Raw genomic sequence first — 20414 nt, 5'->3', positions numbered from 1 at the left:
GCGAACATTGCTGCCCGAACACGGTCAAGGCAAGGGCATGGCTGAGCTGGAAACAGCACGGCCATGCAGCAGCAATTGCCCCTGTGGTTCATCTTCGCGCCAAACAAAAGTTTCCTGAACGCCGCCCGGTCTCCACGCCGGGCGGCGTTTGCCAACCAAAGGAGCCACCATCCATGTCCACGTCCTGGAACACCGCCGCCATCGCCGAGAAGCTCGGCATCCCCGTCACCGACCTCGGCATCGAGAGCATCGCCCATAGCGCCGATGGCATCGATTACGAAAGCGTCCTGCTCTACAACAAGGCACAGCCGCCGGTGTCAGGCGTGCTGACCGTCCCCAACTACTTCGGCCTGCGCCAGCAGGCGCTGGAAATCGCCGCCACTACCATCGGCGCTGGCCATGCCATCCTGGTGGCCGACGTGTTCGGCAAGAGCCTGCGCCCGAGCAATCCGGACGAAGCCCTGGCCGCCATCATTCCGCTGAAGAAGAATCGCGCCGAACTGCGCAAGCGCATGCACGGCGTGCTGAAGGTCTTGCGCGAGCAGACCTTCGTCAAGCTCGATGCCGGCAAGCTGGGCGCCAGCGGTTTCTGCTTCGGCGGCACCGCTGCGCTGGAACTGGCGCGTGATGGTGCGGACGTGCGCGGCACGGTGTCGCTGCACGGTGCGCTCGATACCCCGGCCCCGGGCGAGAGCAAGGTCAAGGGAGCGGTCCTGGTGCTGCACGGCGTGCAGGACCCGTCGGTGCCGCGCGATCAGGTCAATGGCTTCATCGACGAAATGAGCGCGCTCAAGGTTGACTGGCAACTGGTCAACTATGGCTTGGCCGGCCACTCCTTCACCGATCCGGATGCCAACCATCCCGGCTTCTTCTACCACCGCCAGACGGCAGAACGCGCCGCGGTCGCATTGCAGGCCTTCTTCGGCGAAGTGCTGGCCTGAAGTCCTGAAGTCTTGAAGCAGGGCAGGGCCGATGCCCTGCCGAACTGATTCATCCACCTGTGCAGCGGTGCCCGGAGCCGCTGCACAGGCAGTCTCACCATAACAAGAAGAGAGTGCGTCCGTCCGGTACGCAGGGGAGCGTTCATCCTTGCCGCACCGCTCGCGCCAGCATCCTGCATTGCCCTCGTCAAATCCCACGTCCAAAGGATACTCATGTCACAAGATAAAGAGCCCAGGCGGCGCTTCCTGCGCCAGGTGTTGGCCATCGTCCCAGCCGCGACCACGCTAGGCGGAGCCACCACCGTTGCAGTCAGCCAGCCGGCAATGGCCGACAGCAGCGAACCCGGCAAGCCCCGCGCCTACACGCCCACCTACTTCACCGCGCCTGAATGGGCCTTCCTCAACGCCGCCGTCGATCACCTCATCCCCTCCGACCAGTACGGTGCCGGTGCGCTCGAAACCGGCGTGCCCGAGTTCATCGACCGCCAGATGGAAACCCCCTACGGCGCCGGCAAGCTCTGGTACATGCAAGGTCCCTTCCACCCGGACAGCGTGCCGGAACTCGGCTACCAGCTCTCGCTGGTGCCGCGCGACATCTACCGCCAGGGCATCGCTGCCTGCAATGACTGGTGCAGCAAGAACCACGGCAAGGTCTTCGCCGAACTCGACAAGGCCAAGCAGCTGGAGGTGCTCAAGATGATGGAAGGCGGCAAGATCGCTTTCGATACCGTGCCCGCCAAGACCTTCTTCAGCTTCATGCTGGGCAATACCAAGGAAGGTTATTTTGCCGACCCGATGTACGGCGGCAACCAGAAGATGGGCGGCTGGAAGATGGTCGGCTTCCCCGGTGCGCGCGCCGATTACGCCGACTGGGTCGATCAATACAACGTCAAATATCCATACGGCCCCGTGTCGATTCTGGGAGAGAAGGGCTGATCATGGCTATCAAAAAAGACAAAGTGGATGTAGTGATGGTGGGCCTGGGCTGGACCGGCTCCATCATGGGCATGGAGCTCACCGAAGCCGGCCTGAACGTGCTGGCGCTGGAACGCGGCGACATGCGTGACACCAACACCGACACGCCTTATCCGAAGGCTGTCGATGAACTGAAATACTCCGTGCGCGGCGCGCTGTTCCAGGACCTCTCGCGCGAGACCGTGACGATTCGTCATACGCTCTCCGACGTGGCCGTGCCCTACCGCCAGCATGGTTCCTTCCTGCTGGGCGATGGCGTGGGCGGTGCCGGTTTCCACTGGAACGGCATGATGTACCGCAACCTGCCCGAAGAGCTGGAAATGCGCACGCACCACGAGCAGAAATACGGCAAGAAATTCATCCCCGAGGACATGACCATCCAGGACCATGGCGTGACCTACAAGGAGCTGGAGCCTTTCTACGATTTCTCGGAAAAGGTCATGGCGGTTTCCGGCAAGGCTGGCAATCTCAAGGGCCAGATCGTGGCCGGCGGCAATCCGCTGGAAGGCGAGCGCAGCGATGAATTCCCGACCCCGCCGCTGCAGTACCAGTACAGCGCCTCGCTGGTCGAGAAGGCCATGCGCGACGTCGGCTACCACCCTTATCCGGCCCCCGCGGCCAATGCTTCGCAGCCCTTCACCAATCCGTATGGCGTGCGCATCGGCCCCTGCAATTACTGCGGCTTCTGCGAAAACTACGGCTGCTACATGTATTCCAAGGCATCGCCGCAGACCACCATCCTGCCGGTACTGTTGAAGCGCAAGAACTTCGAGGTACGCACCAAGGCCCAGGTCATCAAGGTCAACCTGGATGCCTCGGGCAAGCGTGCGACCGGCGTCACCTACATCGACGCCCAGGGCCGCGAAGTCGAGCAGCCCGCCGACCTGGTCCTGCTGACCGCCTTCCAGACCCACAACGTCCGCCTGCTGCTGCTCTCGGGCATCGGCAAGCCCTATGACCCGGTCTCCGGCGAAGGCGTGGTCGGCAAGAATTTCGCCTACCAGTACAACGGCGGCATCAACGTGGTCATGCCCAAGGGCACGCAGTTCAATCCCTTCATCGGCACCGGTGCAGGTGGCGTGGGCATGGACGACCTCAACGCCGACCAGTTCGATCACGGTCCGCTGGGCTTCATCGGCGGTGCCTCGATTCGTCACGTGCGCTATGGCGGCCGTCCGATCAAGCAGGCCGGCACCATGCCGGGCGAGAAGGTCCCCAACTGGGGTTCCGAATGGAAGGCCAGCGTGCAGGATGCCTACCAGCGCACGCTCACCATCGGCATGTCCGGTTCGGTGATGGCGTATCGCGATTGCTATCTGTCGCTGGATCCGACCTACAAGGATGCCAATGGCCAGCCGCTCTTGCGCATGACCCTGAACTGGAAGGAGAACGAAGGCAAGATGCTGACCTACATCGCCGGCGAGATGGAGAAGGTCGGCCAGGCCATGAATCCGGAGAAGGTCGTCAAGGCGGTACGCAAGACCGGGTCGTCCTGGGATACGCGGGTCTATCAATCGACCCACCTCACCGGGGGCGCCATCATGGGGACCACACCCAAGAACAGCGTGGTCAACAAATACCTGCAAAGCTGGGATGTGCCCAACGTGTTCGTCTACGGCGCTTGCGCCTTCCCGCAGAACATGGGCTACAACCCGACCGGGCTGGTCACGGCGCTGGCGTATCACTCCGCCAAGGCCATCCGTGAGCAGTATCTGAAAAACCCCGGCCCGCTGGTGCAGGCATAAGGATGACGACCATCATGATCAAGCATTATTTCATCGCCGCCTGTGCGGCCGTCATGTCGCTGACCGCCTTCACCGCAGCAGCGCAGAGCAATGCCGCCGCTTCCTCGGCCGACCAGCAGCTGGTGCAGCGTGGCGAGTACCTGGCCAAGGCCGGGGACTGCGTGGCCTGCCACACCGCCAAGGGCGGCAAGCCCTTTGCGGGTGGCTTGCCCATTGCTACGCCCATCGGCACGGTGTATTCGTCCAACATCACGCCGGACAAGGAACACGGCATCGGCAACTACAGCGAAGAGGATTTCGACCGTGCGCTGCGTCACGGCATCCGCAAGGATGGCGCGTCGCTCTATCCGGCCATGCCGTATCCCTCCTACGCCAAAGTCAAGCCGGCAGACGTGAAGGCGCTCTATGCCTACTTCATGCAGGGCGTGCAGGCCGATCCCGCACCCAATCGCGGTGTGGACATCACCTGGCCCCTGTCGATGCGCTGGCCGTTGTCGGTCTGGCGCAAGGTGTTCGCGCCGGCAGTGGCGGCCGATGGTCCGGAGGACAACAGTCCACTGGTCCGCGGCCAATACCTGGTAGAAGGCCTGGGCCACTGTGGTGCCTGCCACACGCCGCGCGGCGCGGGCATGCAGGAAAAGGCGCTGTCCAATGACAGCAGTCAGTTCCTCTCCGGTGGCGTGATCGACGGCTACCTGGCCAACAACCTGCGCGGTGATGCCCGCGATGGTCTGGGCAACTGGAGCGAGGCTGACATCGTGGCCTTCCTCAAGACCGGCCGCAACAGCCATTCCGCTGCCTTTGGCGGCATGGCCGACGTGGTGGCCAACAGTACCCAGTACATGACCGAGGAAGATCTCTCGGCCATGGCCAAGTACCTGAAGTCCTTGAAGGCGGTGAAGGAGGGCACGCCAGCGCTGGCCTATGACGACAAGACCCACCAGGCCTTGCGCAAAGGCAGCGACCAGAGTCCGGGTGCGATGGCTTTCCTGAACAATTGCGCGGCCTGCCATCGCAGCAGCGGCAAGGGCTATGACGAGACCTTCCCGACCCTGGCCTTGTCGCCGACGGTCAATGCCGAGAACCCGGCTTCGCTGATCCGCATCGTGCTGGAGGGGGCCGAAATGCCGTGGACGCACAAGGCACCGACCCAGTTCGCCATGCCGGGCTTTGCCAGCCGGCTGTCGGACCAGGAAGTGGCCGATGTGGTCACCTTCATCCGTAGCAGCTGGGGTAACCAGGCGTCTTCGGTGAACGCGTCCGACGTGGCCAAGGTGCGCAAGCAGCTGCCGGAGAAGAAAACGGTGGAGGCGGGGAGTGCGCCACTGGCCAAGCAGTAGTGAGCAGCAGTAGTGAGCGATGGTCCGGCATCTGCCGGGCTATCAACGATCCCCGCGTCTGCACAACGCGGGGATTTTTTTACGGTTGTGGCTTACAGATCGCGAATGCCCACGAAGGTACTGCGCAGCGTGCCGGCGTAGTTCTTCTCCAGGTTTTCTCCCATGTTGGGGGCCCAGTTGTCGTACTGTTCAAACACCGTGGTGAAGCCCAGGTCGTGGATCAGTCCGAGCAGATGTTCCTTCTGTATCCAGAAGGAACGATCGTTCTCATAGGACGCCCAGCGCAGTTTTTCGCGCTCCTCGTAGGGCGTGCTGGGATGGAACTCGTGGTACCAGCGACCGTTGAGGCCTTCATTGACCTGCATGGGGGAGAGGCTGTAATACTTCACGCCATCTTCCAGTGATGTGGAAAAGTGCGTCTGCAGGATCATCACCTTCTTGGTGTGACGCGCCAGCTTTTCCAGGAAGGCGCGGGGTTTGTCGAAGTGATACAGCAGACCGCAGCAGAACGAGGCATCGAAAGGACCGTAGCGATCAAGATTCCAGGCCGTGTCCTTGACGAAATGCAGGTTCTGCAGGTTCAGGTTCTGCTTCACGTAATTGCAGCACGCAAAGTTTTCCTCCCGTACCTCCAACCCGATGGATTCAAATCCCATGCGGGCAAATTCCACCGTGTAGCCACCTTCCAGGCATCCCAGGTCGATGATCCGGTAATTGCGGCGGTTGCCGGGAAAGGCCAGGTTCAGAACTTTCCTCGCCGAGATCGCCTGGGGGTGATCCTGCAGAAGAATGGTATCTGGCTTGGTGTAGGTCCCGTTGTCCAGCAGGATATTGTGATAAGTGAATTCCATGTTGCCCTTCCCTTTACGTTTTTCGTTATTGTTGGAACGAACTGGCATCCGGAGCAGGATGCCGTTTCTTCATGGCTGACGCGATGCGTCACCGCGATCTTAACCGCTGATGAGCTTTGGTTGAAAGCCATGCGTGTTGCGCTTGCAACGAGCACGCACCTTGCAATCCTGACTTCACCTGACCTTTGCATCGGGTGTTGATGGCAGGCAAAAAAAACGGCACCCCTGAGGGTGCCGTTTCATCGCAGGCGGAAGCGGAGGCAGGCTACTCTTTCACCGCCCCCGTCATCCCCGATACGTAATACTCCACGAAGAACGAATACACCACCGCCACTGGCAGCGAGCCCAGGAGCGCCCCGGCCATCAGTGCGCCCCAGTGATAGACGTCGCCTTCCACCAGCTCGGTGACGATCCCCACCGGCACCGTCTTCACCTCGGAGGAGGAGATGAAAGTCAGCGCATAGATGAACTCGTTCCACGACAGCGTGAAGGCAAAGATGCCCGCCGAGATCAAGCCCGGCACCGCCAGCGGCAGGATGATCTTGACCAGGATCTCCCAGCGGGTGGCGCCATCGATGAGCGCGCACTCTTCCAGCTCATAAGGAATCGAGCGGAAGTAGCCCATCAGCAACCAGGTGCAGAACGGGATCAGGAAGGTCGGATAGGTCAGGATCAGCGCCCAGCGCGTATCGAACAGCCCCAGCTTGAACACGATCGCCGCCAGCGGAATGAACAGGATCGAGGGCGGGATCAGGTAGGCCAGGAAGATGCCCAGCCCGACCTGCTTGGAGCCCTGGAAGCGCAGGCGTTCGATCGCATAGGCGGCAAAGACGCTGGCCGCCAGCGAGGCGAAGGTCGACACCACCGACACGATCACCGTGTTGAGCAGCCAGGCCGGATACTGGGTCTGGAACAGCAGTTTCTTGAAGTGCGCCAGCGTCGGGGCAACGACCCAGAAGGGGTTGCCGGTCTGCGAGAGCAATTCATTGTCCGGCTTGAAGGCCGTGACCACCATCCAGTAGAACGGGAACAGCAGCACGAACAGGAAGATCAGCAGCGGAATGTAGATCGTCACCCAGCGGCGCGGTGTCGATTGCAGGAAATCCATGCCCTGGGTTTCCTGCTGGTCGTCTTTTTTCTTGGCCATTATTTGTCACCTCCTTGTTGCCAGCCGCGACGTTGCAGGCCGAAATACGAGAACATGATCGCTGCCAGCAGGAAGGGAATCATGTAGGTTGCCAGTGCCGCGCCTTCACCCAGGGCACCGCCCGGAATGGCGCGCTGGAAGGAGAGCGTGGCCATCAGGTGCGTCGCATTGAGCGGACCGCCGCGCGTGAGCACATAGATCAGCTGGAAGTCGGTGAAGGTGAACAGCACCGAGAAGGTCATCACCACCGCAATGATGGGCGTGAGCAAGGGCAGCGTCACGTGGCGGAACTGCTGCCAGGGCGTGGCACCGTCGATGGCGGCCGCCTCATAGAGCGAGGGCGAGATCGTCTGCAGGCCCGCCAGCAGCGAGATCGCCACGAAGGGAATGCCGCGCCAGACGTTGGCAAAGACGGTGGACCAGCGCGCATTCCACGGGTCGCCCAGGAAGTCGATGTAGCGGTCGATCAGGCCCATCTTGTGCAGGGCCCAGCTGATGACGGAGAACTGTGCGTCATACAGCCACCAGAAGGCCAGGGCCGAGAGCGCAGTCGGCACGATCCAGGGCAACAGCACGATGGCGCGGAAGAAGGTCTTCAGCGGCACGTTCTTGTTGAGCAGGATGGCCAGCCACAGGCCCAGTGCGAATTTCAGGATGCTGGCGCTGACCGTGTAGAACACGGTATTGAACAGCGACAGCTGCGCCAGCGAATCGCCGGCCAGGTAAGTGTAGTTGTCCAGGCCGATGAAGCTGCCTTCGCCGCCGATCTTGGTATCGGTGAAGCCCAGCCAGATGCCCAGGCCCAGCGGGTAGGTCAGGAACACCACCAGCAGGATCACGGCCGGGGCCATGAACAGCATGCCCAGTACGTTACGGTTGTTCAGGAATCGGGATAGCATGATGTGCCTCGATGAAAGGGCCGCAAGCCAGGCCTGCGGCCAATACGGTAGTGACGCGTCGCGATGCGCCAGCGCGGCGGGACCGGGTCGGCAAGCCCTGACAACCTGCCCCTTTGCCCGCTGTCCCGAGGGAACCCGGATCCGCCTTGCTGACGTTCAGGCTGCTGCCATCAGGTCTTGTAATACCGCTTGGCGCGCTCGGCCGCACGATCGATGGCCTGCTGCACGGTCTTGGCGCCCGAGGCGGCCTCGGCCACCATGTCCACCACCACGTAGTCCGCCATGCAAGCCGCCGAGGCCTGTCCCAGCGGGCCTTCGTGGCCATGGTCCAGCATCAGCGAGGCCGAGTCGCGGTACACCGTGGCCTTCGGATCGTCGGTCCAGACCGGGTTCTTCTCGTAGGCCTTCAGCGGCTGGCTGACATAGCCGATGGAAGCCTTCATCCACGGGTTGTACTGGTCCGGCTCGAACATGAATTGCACGAAGGCCTTGGCCGCATTGGGAAACTTGGTGTGCTTGAACACCATCATCTGCGTGATCTGCATCAGCTCGGTGGGCTTGCCGGCCGGGCCGACCGGGAAGTGCGCGTGCTGGGTATCCTTGGCGATGTCCTGCAGCTTGGGATCCTGCGAGTTCTTGGCGGCGTAATACACCGAGATGCCGTTGGCCGTGAGGCTGATCTGGCCATCCAGGTAGGCCTTGTTGTTGGACGGATCCTGCCACGACAGGGTGCCGGGCACGAAGGTGGCATAGAGCTGCTTGGCGTATTCCAGCGCGGCGCGGGTCTCGGCCGAGTTGATGGCGACCTGTCCGTTCTTGTCGACCAGCTTGCCGCCATGCGACCACAGCAGCCAGTGTGCCCAGTTGTTGGCGTCACCGACGGCCTTGCCCAGGGCGAAGCCGACCGGAGTGTCCTTGGCCTTCAAGGCCTGGCACAGCTTGAGGAAGCCGGCCGTGTCCTTGGGAATGGCATCGAAGCCGGCGGCCTTGATCTGGCTTTCGCGATAGACCAGGGCATTGCCGATCACGCCCAGCGGCAGGGCGATCCACTTGCCGTCCTTGGTGCCGTACTTGCGGCAGACGTCGTACCAGCCGCCATAACGCTTGCCCAGCGAATCGGCCAGGTCGGTCATGTCGATCAGCTTGGTCGGGTACTGTTGCGGGTCGTCAAACCAGCCCAGCACGATGTCCGGACCGCTGCCCACGTTGGCGGCCACGGCCGATTTCGGGCGCACGTCTTCCCAGCCTTCGCTGTCGGTGCGCACGGCCACGCCGGTCAGTTCGGTGAATTTCTTGACGTTGGCGTTCCACAGGTCTTCATCGCCCTGGACGAAACGCTTCCAGCGCAGGATGCGCAGGGTCGCGCCCTGTTCGATGGGGTACTTGATGCTGTCGGTGCCAGCCGCGCCGGGGCCTGCGGCAAAGGCGTTCACGCCCATGCCCGATGCGGCTGCGGCGGCAGCGCTGGTGACCAGGAATTCGCGTCGTGTCAGCTTGCTCATGTCTCCTACTCCTTCGGTTGAAAGTCGAATTGGACCGCTCTCGAACGGCTGTTCTTGCGGATGGACTCTTTTTCTTGTGATGCTGCGCTACGGGTGGTGCTTGGGTTACTGCAGTGATGGTGCGTTGGATCAGCGGGCCGCCAGCGACTTGCCCGATTCGGCGTCAAACAGGTGCGTGCGGCTGTGGTCGGGAACCAGGTGGATCACGTCGCCCGCGCCGAAATCATGGCGCTCGCGGAAGATCGAGGTGAGGCTGGTCTCGCCGAAGCGCGAGAACACTTCGGTATCGGCCCCGGTCGGTTCCACCACGATGACCTTGGTGGCAATGCCTTGCCCGGCCGCGCCGATGGAGAGGTGCTCGGGACGCACGCCGTAGGTGACCTTCTGCCCGTCATTGCCCTGCAGGGCGCTGCCATAGGGTGCTGGTACGCGGGTACCGTCGGCGAACTCGACTTCTGCGGCACCATCGCCACCGTTGCGGCGCAGGGTGGCGGGGATGAAGTTCATCGCGGGCGAACCAATGAAGCCGGCCACGAACAGGTTGGCCGGATGGTCGTACAGGTCCAGCGGACGGCCGCGTTGTTCCACCAGGCCATCGCGCATGACCACGATCTGGTCGGCCATGGTCATGGCTTCGATCTGGTCGTGGGTGACATAGATGGAAGTGGTCTTCAAGCGCTGGTGCAATTCCTTGATCTCGGTGCGCATCTGCACGCGCAGCTTGGCATCGAGGTTGGAGAGCGGTTCGTCGAAGAGGAACACCTGCGGATCGCGCACGATGGCGCGGCCCATGGCCACGCGCTGGCGCTGGCCGCCCGAGAGCTGGCGCGGATAGCGGTCCAGCAGCTGGTTCAGGCCGAGGATGTCGGCGGCCTTCTTGACGCGTTCTTCCACGAAGGACTTGTCCTTTTTGGCCAGGGTGAGCGAGAAGGCCATGTTGTCGCGCACCGTCATGTGCGGATAGAGCGCGTAGTTCTGGAACACCATGGCGATGTCGCGGTCCTTGGGCTGGACGTTGTTGACCACGGTGCCGCCGATGAGGATCTCGCCGCCGGTGATTTCCTCCAGCCCCGCCAGCATGCGCAGCAGCGTCGACTTGCCGCAGCCGGACGGACCGACCAGGACGGTGAATTCGCCATCGGCGATATCGATGTCGACGCCCCGGATGATCTGGGTGCTGCCGAACTGTTTCTTGACTGCGCGGATCTGTACTGATGCCATCAAATGCTCCTCGTGTCTATCCTCGTATCGACGCTGCGGAACCGGTTCCAGGCGGAGCCGTTCACAACGCACTTTGTTCAGGCACGTCCTGTGGAGGGACGCGTGGAAGATCCTGCCGGTCTTCCTTTTTTTTCGTTGTCTACACTGATGCAGCGCCGGCTGGCGGGCGGCGCGGTGCTGCGTTGGCGCCCCGTTTCCCGGGGTGATTGTTTTGACTTATTTGTTCTTGCCCTGAACGACCACGTAGGAGGGTCGCCCGTTGCGGTCCCAGTCGATCAGGTTCTGGGCCGCCTTGCGCCGCAGTTCGCGCGCTGCGACATCCGAGAAGAAGGCCGCGTGCGGCGACAATAGCACACGTGGATGCTGCACGATAGCCGAGGCCGTCTGCGGCGGCTCCACCGGCAGCACATCCAGCGCCGCCCCCTTGAGCTGGCCGTTTTCCAGCGCAGCGAGAAGGTCGTCGATCTTGATGAGGCCGCCGCGTGCGGAGTTCACCAGGTAGCTCTGCGGCTGCAGCAGATCGAGCAGCGAAGCGTCGATCATGTTGCGCGTCTCGTCGTTCAAGGGCGTATGCAGCGACACCACATGCGCCTGCCGGAACAACTCTTCGCGGCTCACGCGTTCCACGTAGGCGGGGAAATCGCCATCGATGATGTAGGGATCATAGGCAATGACGCGCTTGAAGAGATTGCGCGAGATATGCGCCATGCGCTTGCCGATGCGGCCCAGGCCGATGATGCCGATGGTGAGATCGGAGGCGCGCGGAATGATGCCGGCCGTGGTGTAGTGCCATTGACCGGCTTTCACGGCACGGTCATAGACGGTGATGTTGCGGATCAGGTCCAGTGCCATGGCCAGCGCATGGGTGGCCACTTCGCCCACGCCATAGTCGGGCGAGTTGGCGACCCACACGCCGTGGGCTGCGGCGTCAGCCGTGTTGATGGTGTCGAAGCCGGCGCCATAGCGGCTGGCGATGCGGATTTCAGGACGGGCCGCAAAGACCTTGGCGTTCACCGGTGCGTATTGCACCAGCAGGCCCTGGCATCCTGCGGAGGCGGCGATGACCTCCTCTTCCGTGCGGCATTGCGCGGTCACGACTTCCACACCGGCTTCCTTGTAGAGCGCAAGCTCCAGGTCGACGTCGGGGAAATCGTAGTCCGTAATCAGTACTTTCATTGCTCGTCTCCGTGATGGTTGTCTTGGTCCACCTGATGCAACTACTTCCTGGAACACGGCCGCCGCTTGTGTGGCTGTACCGTGGTCCCGGGGTACGACGGATGCTGGTATTAAGCTGAATTTAATGCTGTTTGAATGACCCTTAACTTTTGCTTAATGCTGCTTGTTGAAGCCTGTGAAGCTTGTGATGCCTGATGCGTTGCTGCAGGTGGGATTCGGTCAAGCCAGTTGGCTTTGAAAATTTCTCCTGCCCTTGCCGCCGTTGCTGGAGGCAAGGGCAGGCCAGTTCAGTGATTGTCCTTGGGCACGTAAGGTCCGCTCTTGCCGACCAGGAAATCAAGGTCCGCACCCTGGTTGGCCTGCTGCACGTGGTCCACATAGAGCTTGACCCAGCCGCGCTGCATCTGCGGCGGCAGTTCCGGCTTTTGCCATTGCGCACGGCGGCGTGCCAGTTCTTCGTCCGACACATCCAGGTGCAGCTTGCGCGCCTCCACATCGAGTTCGATGAAGTCGCCGTTCTGCACCAGCGCCAGCGGCCCACCGGCGGCCGCTTCCGGCGAGACGTGCAGCACCACGGTGCCGTAGGCGGTCCCGCTCATGCGCGCATCCGAGACGCGCACCATATCCGTGATGCCTTTGCGCAGCACCTTCGGCGGCAGCGGCATGTTGCCCGCTTCGGCCATGCCGGGGTAACCCTTGGGGCCGCAATTCTTGAGCACCAGCACGCAGGTTTCATCGACGTCCAGGTTCTCGTCATCGATGCGCTTGTGCAGGTCGTCGCTGTTTTCGAAGACCACGGCACGGCCACGATGTTTGAGCAGGGCAGGGGTGGCGGCCGATGGCTTGATGACGGCGCCGTCCGGGGCCAGGTTGCCCTTGAGGATGGCGATGCCGGCCGCTTCCTTGAAGGGCTGGTCGAAGCTGCGGATGACTTCCGGATTCCAGTTCGGCGCATCCTGGCAGTTCTCCCACAGGGTCTTGCCGTTGGCGGTCAGGGCGGTCTTGTCGATCACGCTTTCCAGTTGGCGGATCACCGCCGGCAGGCCGCCCGCATAGTAAAAATCTTCCATCAGGAATTTGCCCGAGGGCTGCAGGTCCAGCAGGCAGGGCAGTTGCTGGCCGATGTCGTCCCAATCCTTCAGGTCGAGCTGGATGCCGATGCGGCCGGCAATGGCCAGCAGGTGGATCACCGCATTGGTGGAGCCGCCGATGGCGGCGTTGACGCGAATGGCATTTTCAAAAGCCTGGCGGGTGAGGATTTTGGAGAGCACCAGGTCTTCGTCCACCATCTGCACGATGCGCCGGCCGGCGTTGCGGGCCAGCACGTTGCGGCGCGCATCGACGGCCGGAATGGCGGCATTGTGCGGCAGGCCCACGCCCAGCGCCTCGACCATGCTGGCCATGGTGGAAGCCGTGCCCATGGTCATGCAGTGGCCGTGCGAGCGGTGCATGCAGCTTTCGGCTTCGAAGAATTCTTCCTGCGTCATCTTGCCGGCGCGCACATCTTCCGACATCTGCCATACGCCCGTCCCGGAACCCAGTTCACGGCCACGGTATTTGCCCGAGAGCATCGGACCGCCGGAGACACCGATGGTCGGCACATCCACCGAGGCCGCGCCCATCAGCAGCGCCGGCGTGGTCTTGTCGCAGCCCATGAGCAGCACCACGCCATCGAGCGGATTGGCACGGATCGACTCTTCCACATCCATGCTCGCCAGGTTGCGGTAGAGCATGGCGGTGGGGCGCAGCAGGGTCTCGCCCAGCGACATCACGGGGAATTCCAGCGGGAAGCCGCCGGCTTCCCAGATGCCGATCTTGACCTGTTCGGCCAGGGCGCGGAAGTGCGAATTGCAGGGGGTCAGTTCGGAATAGGTATTGCAGATGCCGATCACCGGACGGCCATCGAACTGGTCGTGCGGGATGCCGCGGTTCTTCACCCAGGAGCGGTAGATGAAACCATCGCGGTCCTGGCGGCCAAACCAGGCCTGGCTGCGGCGGGTGGATTTTTTCCTGGTGTCGTCAGTCATTGTCGTTTCCCTGGCAAGGTGCGTGCGCAAGCGCGCACTGCGTCCCTTGCCCTGCTTCATGCGATCCATGTGCTGCCAGCCGGATGAGGCCGGCAGTGCCGTTCAATGCTTGCTGCCTGCGCGAACCTGGTCTTTGTCAAACTCAGGCGAGAGCGCGCGCGGCGACAGGATGACTGTCGCCCTGGTCAAAGAAATAGCGGGAAAAATCAATCAGCAGGAAGGCCAGCAGGGACCCGAAAGCGGAGCAGCGATGCAAGGCGCGGCGCGCACGCACGCTGGCAGCGGTGGCGGCGCGGCGCGTTTGCGCCCGGCCAGCCGGCGTCCTGCGGTTCACATGCGATGCTGTGCCTGGATAAGCCAATGGGATGTCTCCGTTGCCTGGGGCCGCCGGCAGGTGCCGTGGCGGCTGGGTCTGTGCCGTCCGTTCTGCCTTGCGGCCTGCCCCGTCCCCGACGGTGGCAAGACACGCTGAAGCGACGTGACTTGTGTAATTGGCTGCGAGTCTATTGCAGCCGGATTTGTTTGGTCAAGTGGTAATACCAGATCGCGAGAAAGCTTTTTGTCAGCATTGTGAGGCTGGCTTTTTGCGTCGCCGCTGCAACATGCAGTAAAACACACAGCCCGCCTGAAAGCCAGAGCTGGCAAGGCTTTGCGACGGGGTATTAATGCTGCATGGCACCAAGGATGAATTTTTTTGTTCCATTCGATTCATCCTTGACACTGCCTGGGTGATGTGAAATTCTAGCCTCCGCTGGTCAGACCACATGACCTCTGCGCGACTCATCCCAATGCGGGGGCGCGGCCAGCAGCATGATGCAGACTCACCGGCCCGGTCCGGATTACAAGAACAAGCAGCAAGGCATGAGACCTGCGCAACAGAGACAACACAGGAGACCAGCGGGGGGAAATCTCTTCCGCATGGCCAATCACTCCGGCGCTCCCCGCAGGTCAGAGAAGCGGTAACGAAAGTCCTTTGCCAAAACGTTAGCCGCACCCCATTGCGCGCAATGAGCGCAGATGACAACGGAGGAGACCATGCAGTTGACCCGCAGAACCTTGTTCAAGACCATCCTGGCCGCAGGCGCGGCCTGCACCGTCCTGGCCGCCCCCGCGGCCTTTGCCGCCTGGCCCGAACGTCCGGTCACGCTGATCGTGCCCTGGGGCGCCGGCGGCGGTACCGATGCCACGGCCCGCATCATCGGCGCCTTGCTGGAGAAGGACCTGGGCCAGCCGGTCAACGTGGTCAATCGCACCGGCGGCAATGGCGCGGTGGGCCACCAGGCCATCGCCAGTGCCACGCCGGATGGCTACACCATCGGCATCGCCACGGTGGAGATTTCGATGATGCATCACCAGGGCCTGACCAAGCTGACCCCGCGCGACCTCACGCCGCTGGCGCTGATGAACTTCGACCCGGCCGCGCTGACCGTGAGCAACGATTCGCCCTACAAGAACTTCGACGACCTGTTGAAGGCCATCAAGGCCAATCCGGGCAAGCTCAAGGCGTCCGGCACCGGGCAGGGCGGCATCTGGCACCTGGGCCTGGCCGGCATGTTGAATGACCTCAAGGTCGCGCCCAATGCGGTGCGCTTCGTGCCCTCCAACGGCGCTGCGCCGGCCATGGTGGACCTGGCCGCGGGCGGGGTGGACATCGTCGCAGCCTCGCTGCCGGAAGCCCGTTCGTTGATCGACGCAGGCAAGGCCACGCCACTGGTGATCATGGCCAACGAACCGGCGGCACTCTATCCCAAGGTGCCCACGCTCAAGAGCCTGACCGGCAGCACCTGGACCAACGGTGCCTGGCGCGGCATCGTCGGGCCCAAGGGCCTGCCGGCCGATGTACAGGGCAAGCTCTCGGCCAGCCTCAAGAAGATCTACGACAGCAAGGAATACAAGGACTTCATGAGCGGACGCGGCTTCGGTACGCAGTATGCCGATGCCGGCGAGTTCGGCAAGTTCATGGACAAGAGCGACGAGGACATGGGCGCCATCCTCAAGACCCTGGGCATGGCCAGGTAACAGGCATGGAGCAGGCGCATTGACCGCAATCGATGCGCCTGCCTCGCTCTTCTCATCGTGCTCTTCGCTTCGGGACTGTCCCATGAAAATCAATGATGCCTTGTCCGGGCTGCTGATCGCTGTGCTTGCGGTCGTGCTCTGGATCGCTTCTTCCTGCCTGCCCGCGATGGGGCAGGATATCGGGCCCAACGTATTTCCGCAGGCGCTGGCCGGCGGGCTGATGATCTGCGCCGTGCTGCTGGTGCTGCGTGGCCTGCGCGGTTTGCGGCAGGCGCGCGCAGCACGCGGTGGGCCTGCTTCGCGCATTGCCACGGTGGGGGCTGATGAGCAGGACTTGCGCTGGGTCACGCTGCCTGACTGGTTCCGCAGCGGCCATGCGGTGTTTTCCTTCCTGCTGATTCCGCTGTCGCTGGTGTTCTACATCGGGGTCTCGGAACCCCTGGGATTCCTGCCGACGGCCTTCGTGCTGCTGCTGGCGCTGTTCCTGACGTTCCGCGCCCGCGTGCTGGTGGCCCTGCCGGTGGCGATGGCCAGTGCGCTGCTGATCCACACCATCTTCTACAAACTGCTCAAGGTGCCTTTGCCCTGGGGCATCCTCACGCCCCTGGCCTGGTAAGGAGACGACATGCTTGCCAACCTCTACGCCGCACTGGCGATGGTGTTTGATCCCTACGTGCTGGCGGTGATCCTCGGGTCTTCCATCTTCGGCCTCTTCATGGGAGCGGTGCCCGGCCTGTCCGCTACCATGGCGGTAGCGTTGCTGGTACCGGTGACCTTCTTCATGCCGCCGGTGCCTGCGATCGCAGCCATGGTCTCGGCCACGGCCATGGCGATCTTCTCGGGCGACATTCCCGGCTGCCTGCTGCGCATTCCCGGCACGCCTTCGTCGGCCGCCTATACCGATGAAGCCTATGCCATGACCATGAAAGGGCAGGGCGAGATTGCGCTGGGCGCCAGCCTGGTGTTCTCGGTCATCGGCGGATTGTTCGGTACCTTCGTGCTGATTTTCTCGGCACCGGCGCTGGCCGAGCTGGCGCTGAAATTCTCCTCCTTCGAATATTTCTGGCTGGTGCTGCTGGGCCTGACCTGCGCCATCTTCATCGCCTCCGACAATCCCTTGAAAGGCTTCGTCTCGCTGTTCCTGGGCATGTTCATCGCCTCCGTCGGCATGGGCAATCCGGCCGGCGCACCGCGCTTCACCTTTGATCAGCCCGACCTGCTGGGCGGGGTATCGCTGGTGCCGCTGATGGTCGGGATGTTCGCCATGTCCGAGGTGCTGCGCTTCGCGGTCTCGCGCGACTTCACCATGAAGGTTGCGGAAAGCCGCGTGGGCAACGTCTTCAAAGGCATGTGGGGGCTGATGCTCAAGTATCCGAAATCGGTCTTGCGCGGCAGCGTCCTCGGGACCCTGGTCGGTGCGCTGCCCGGCGCGGGCGCTGACATCGCGGCCTGGATGTCGTATGCGATGAGCAAGAAGATGTCGAAGGAGCCGGAGAAATTCGGCACCGGCCATCCGGAGGGCATCGTCGAATCGGGCGCGGCCAATAACTCGGCACTGGCCGGGGCCTGGATTCCTGCGCTGGTGTTCGGTATCCCGGGGGATTCGATCACCGCCATCGTCATCGGCGTGCTCTACATGAAGAACCTCAATCCGGGACCGATGATCTTCGTCGACAACCCGGTGTCGATGTACGCGATCTTCCTGGTCTTCATCCTGGCCAACCTGCTGATGCTGCCGCTGGGCTTCTGGTGCATCAAGATGGCCAAGCGCATCCTCTCCATCCCGCGCGGCATCCTGATGCCGCTGATCCTGCTGTTCTGTATCGTCGGCTCCTATGCGACCAACAACAGTGTCACCGACGTGGGCATCATGCTGGTGTTCGGTCTGCTGGCCTACGTGATGGAAGAGAACGGTTTCCCGGTGGCACCGGCGGTGCTGGGCGTGGTGCTGGGCGGCATGCTGGAAGAACATTTCGTGACCTCGATGATCAAGTCCGACGGCCAGTTCCTGGCCTTCTTCGAGCGCCCCATTGCCGGCACGCTGGGCGTGATCACGCTGCTGCTGTGGTTGTTGCCGCTGGTGCTCAAGCTGGTGCGCAGGAAGCCGCTGGCCCTGGCCTGAGGTGAAAAGATTTCAATCGATGATTCAAGCAAGGAAAGGTGGTTCCATGGCAATGCCCGAACGTTTCTCCGCTGACGCCCTGCGTCAGTTCGCATCCACTCTGTTGCAGCGTGCAGGCCTGGAGGCCGACAAGGCTGACAGCGTCGCCGCCACGTTGGTCGATGGCGACCTGCTGGGCCACGACACGCACGGGCTGGCGCTGCTGGCCCCCTACGTCAAGGAACTGGAAAAGGGCAGCATGGCCAAAACCGGCCAACCCGAGGTGCTCTCGGAGCGTGCCGCCGCGCTGGCCTGGGATGGCCGCCGCCTGCCCGGGCCGTGGCTGGTGCATCAGGGCATCGATGCACTGATCCCCAAGGCGCGCGACTATGGCACCGCTTCGCTGACCATTCACCACAGCCATCACATCGCCTGCCTGGCCGCCTATCTGCTGCGTGCCACCCAAGAGGGCTTCATGATGATCCTGGCCAGCTCGGACCCTGCGGTGCAGAGCGTGGCCCCCTTCGGCGGTACGCAGGCGGTATTCACGCCCAATCCGATTGCAGCGGGTATTCCCACTTCCGGCACGCCCTTCCTGGTCGACATCTCGGCCTCCATCACCACCAACGGCATGAGCAATCGCCTGCACAAGGCCGGCAAGCAGTTCGAGGAAGAATGGCTCATCGATGGCGCCGGTCATCCCAGCCGCGATCCGGCCGTGCTCTCGGCCACGCCACCGGGCACCATCCTGCCATTGGGCGGGCTCTCGGCAGGGCACAAGGGCTTCGGGCTGGCCGTGCTGATCGAGGCGTTGACGGGCGGCCTGTCCGGTTTCGGGCGTGCCGATCCGGCAGCGGGCTGGGGGGCGACGGTGTTCATGTCGCTCTATGATCCGTCGGCCTTCGGCGGCGAGCAGGACTTCAAGCGCCAGATGGATCACATCGCGCAGGCCTGCCGCAGCAATCCGCCGCGCCCCGGCGTGGGCCAGGTGCGCATGCCCGGCGACCGTGGCATGCAGCGCCGCGCCGAGCAGCTGGCGCAAGGCGTGACCCTGCATCCGACCATTGCGCCCATGCTGCGTGAAGCCGGTGCCGCCTACGATCTGGAGTTTCCCGCGACCCTCGCCTGAGGACCATCATGCCCATCGAAGCGATCGAACCGCAGCGCTTGTATCGGCAGATCAGCGACCAGCTGCGCAAGCTGATCGTGGACGGAGAATTCGCCGTCGGTTCACGCCTGCCGTCCGAGCGTGAACTGTCGGTGCAGCTGGGCGTGAGCCGTCCATCGTTGCGCGAAGCGCTCATTGCGCTGGAGGTGGAGGGCTACATCGAAGTGCGCATGGGCTCGGGCATTTATGTCTGTGCACCGCCCATGCAGCGCGAGTTGCGGCATGATCTGTCCGGCGAGGAAGGACCGCTGGAACTGATCCGTGCGCGCGAGATGATCGAAGGCGAAGTGGCCTATGCCGCCGTCCAGCATGGCAGCAAGCAGCAGATCGCTGCCGTCGAGGAAGCCTATGCGCTCATGATCGCGCATGCCGAAGCGGGCATCGATCCGCTGGAAGCCGATCGCCTCTTTCACATCCGACTGGCCGAGGCCACCGGCAACAGCGTGCTGGTCGGGCTGGTGACGCAGCTCTTCGATGCCCGCCTGGGCCCGCTGTTCGAGCGTCTGCACAGCCACTTCGACGGCACCCGCGTCTGGCAGGAAGCCATCGAGGAGCACGGCCTCATCATGCAGGCCCTGCGCGAGCGCAACCCTGAGCAGGCGCGCGCGGCCATGCGGCGGCACATGGATATCGCCTTCACGCGCTACAGCGCCAATCTGATCCGGGAATACGGCAACCGCCAGCAGCAGGAGAGCGCGCCGCGCAAACGGCCCGCCCGCAAGACTTCGCTTCAGTTGAAGTAGTTCAGTTGAAGTAGGTGCGCGCCATTTCGAAGCGGCGCGAGAAATAGGGATTGTCCATGCGCGTGATGTGCACCTTGCCATTGGTGGAAGGTGCATGCACGAAGCGGCCATCGCCGAGATAGATGCCCACGTGCGAGAAGGGACGGTTCTGGGTGTTGAAGAACACCAGGTCGCCCGCGCGCAATTGCGAAGGATCGATCTGGCGGCCCTTGCGGGCGATGTCGGCGGCACTGCCGCTGATGCGGTAATTGGCGGCCTGGCCGAAGATGTAGCTGACCATGCCGCTGCAATCGAGACCCGCCGACGGATTCTTGCCACCGAAGCGGTAGCCGGTATCGATCAGCGAGAGCGCATAGAGCGCCACTTCATTGCCATTGTCGGTGGCCGGCAGCGCCGGTACCTGCGATTGCGGGGCACCGGGCAGCCGGGCGATGGGGGGCGCGGTCGGTGCCGTGCCGCAGGCGGCCAGCACCAGTGCCGCACATACTGCAGCCAGTGCCGACCGGGAAGAGGGCGCAGCGGCCCTGTGCGTCCATGCCATCCTTGCGCGCCCCGCCAT

Annotated in this window: 17 protein-coding genes; 9 read left to right on the top strand and 8 right to left on the bottom strand. The window is 63.0% G+C overall.

All coding sequences use genetic code 11. From position 1 onward, the window contains the following. Nucleotides 1-173 precede the first annotated feature (173 nt). The 4 genes from MKD49_RS02775 (at nt 174) to MKD49_RS02760 (ending at nt 5001) form a co-directional block, all read left to right on the top strand. Nucleotides 174-941: a dienelactone hydrolase family protein gene (locus MKD49_RS02775; RefSeq protein ID WP_252695390.1), complete on the top strand. Its 768-nt coding sequence runs from the start codon at nt 174-176 to the stop codon at nt 939-941. Between the two features lie 213 nt (nt 942-1154). Next, nucleotides 1155-1877: a gluconate 2-dehydrogenase subunit 3 family protein gene (locus MKD49_RS02770; protein ID WP_039784558.1), complete on the top strand. Its 723-nt coding sequence runs from the start codon at nt 1155-1157 to the stop codon at nt 1875-1877. 2 nt (nt 1878-1879) lie between these two features. Continuing rightward, complete coding sequence (locus tag MKD49_RS02765) at nt 1880-3661, top strand: GMC family oxidoreductase (protein ID WP_121045165.1); 1782 nt, start codon at nt 1880-1882, stop codon at nt 3659-3661. Nucleotides 3662-3675: 14 nt separating this feature from the next. Beyond that, nucleotides 3676-5001: a cytochrome c gene (locus tag MKD49_RS02760; protein WP_252695757.1), complete on the top strand. Its 1326-nt coding sequence runs from the start codon at nt 3676-3678 to the stop codon at nt 4999-5001. Between the two features lie 92 nt (nt 5002-5093). On the opposite strand, the gene MKD49_RS02755 is transcribed toward MKD49_RS02760, so the two are convergent. The 7 genes from MKD49_RS02755 to MKD49_RS02725 form a co-directional block, all read right to left on the bottom strand. Next, nucleotides 5094-5852, bottom strand: a complete 759-nt coding sequence (locus MKD49_RS02755; RefSeq protein ID WP_034330406.1) for a bifunctional 2-polyprenyl-6-hydroxyphenol methylase/3-demethylubiquinol 3-O-methyltransferase UbiG — start codon at nt 5850-5852, stop codon at nt 5094-5096. A 265-nt stretch (nt 5853-6117) separates the two neighbouring features. Further along, nucleotides 6118-6999, bottom strand: coding sequence for a carbohydrate ABC transporter permease (locus tag MKD49_RS02750; protein ID WP_252695389.1), 882 nt, complete (start codon nt 6997-6999; stop codon nt 6118-6120). Continuing rightward, nucleotides 6999-7898 (bottom strand): carbohydrate ABC transporter permease, encoded by a 900-nt coding sequence (locus MKD49_RS02745; protein WP_039784562.1) that lies wholly within the window; start codon nt 7896-7898, stop codon nt 6999-7001. Before MKD49_RS02745 ends, MKD49_RS02750 begins: the two co-directional genes overlap by 1 nt. Before the next feature lie 170 nt (nt 7899-8068). Continuing rightward, nucleotides 8069-9400 carry an ABC transporter substrate-binding protein gene (locus MKD49_RS02740; protein WP_252695388.1) on the bottom strand — a complete coding sequence of 444 codons (1332 nt, stop codon included), beginning with the start codon at nt 9398-9400 and terminating at the stop codon, nt 8069-8071. A gap of 129 nt (nt 9401-9529) precedes the next feature. Next, nucleotides 9530-10621: an ABC transporter ATP-binding protein gene (locus MKD49_RS02735; RefSeq protein ID WP_252695387.1), complete on the bottom strand. Its 1092-nt coding sequence runs from the start codon at nt 10619-10621 to the stop codon at nt 9530-9532. A gap of 216 nt (nt 10622-10837) precedes the next feature. Then, entirely contained in the window at nt 10838-11797 is a 960-nt protein-coding gene (locus MKD49_RS02730) for a C-terminal binding protein (protein ID WP_252695386.1), read from the bottom strand. A 287-nt stretch (nt 11798-12084) separates the two neighbouring features. Further along, nucleotides 12085-13824, bottom strand: a complete 1740-nt coding sequence (locus MKD49_RS02725) for an IlvD/Edd family dehydratase (RefSeq protein ID WP_252695385.1) — start codon at nt 13822-13824, stop codon at nt 12085-12087. 1035 nt (nt 13825-14859) lie between these two features. On the opposite strand from MKD49_RS02725, the gene MKD49_RS02720 reads away from it, so the two are divergent. The 5 genes from MKD49_RS02720 to MKD49_RS02700 all read left to right on the top strand — a co-directional run bounded on the left by MKD49_RS02720 (nt 14860) and on the right by MKD49_RS02700 (nt 19855). Further along, nucleotides 14860-15843 carry a tripartite tricarboxylate transporter substrate binding protein gene (locus MKD49_RS02720; RefSeq protein WP_252695384.1) on the top strand — a complete coding sequence of 328 codons (984 nt, stop codon included), beginning with the start codon at nt 14860-14862 and terminating at the stop codon, nt 15841-15843. 82 nt (nt 15844-15925) lie between these two features. Beyond that, nucleotides 15926-16459: a tripartite tricarboxylate transporter TctB family protein gene (locus MKD49_RS02715; RefSeq protein WP_252695383.1), complete on the top strand. Its 534-nt coding sequence runs from the start codon at nt 15926-15928 to the stop codon at nt 16457-16459. Nucleotides 16460-16468: 9 nt separating this feature from the next. Beyond that, on the top strand, nt 16469-17965 hold the full coding sequence (locus tag MKD49_RS02710; RefSeq protein WP_134137436.1) for a tripartite tricarboxylate transporter permease: 1497 nt from the start codon (nt 16469-16471) through the stop codon (nt 17963-17965). A gap of 46 nt (nt 17966-18011) precedes the next feature. Next, nucleotides 18012-19073 (top strand): Ldh family oxidoreductase, encoded by a 1062-nt coding sequence (locus MKD49_RS02705; RefSeq protein WP_204725801.1) that lies wholly within the window; start codon nt 18012-18014, stop codon nt 19071-19073. Between the two features lie 8 nt (nt 19074-19081). After that, the gene (locus MKD49_RS02700; RefSeq protein ID WP_204725800.1) at nt 19082-19855 is read left to right on the top strand and encodes a FadR/GntR family transcriptional regulator; all 774 of its coding nucleotides are present in this window, start codon (nt 19082-19084) and stop codon (nt 19853-19855) included. Between the two features lies 1 nt (nt 19856). Here MKD49_RS02700 and MKD49_RS02695 read toward each other — a convergent pair whose 3' ends face one another. Continuing rightward, on the bottom strand, nt 19857-20414 hold the full coding sequence (locus MKD49_RS02695; RefSeq protein ID WP_134137433.1) for a C40 family peptidase: 558 nt from the start codon (nt 20412-20414) through the stop codon (nt 19857-19859).

It is taken from the genome of Herbaspirillum sp. WGmk3 (assembly GCF_023952535.1).
Classification (GTDB): domain Bacteria; phylum Pseudomonadota; class Gammaproteobacteria; order Burkholderiales; family Burkholderiaceae_D; genus Herbaspirillum; species Herbaspirillum huttiense.
Note: the sequence above shows the minus strand (reverse complement) of the source record. Positions and strands in the feature narration are given on the sequence as shown.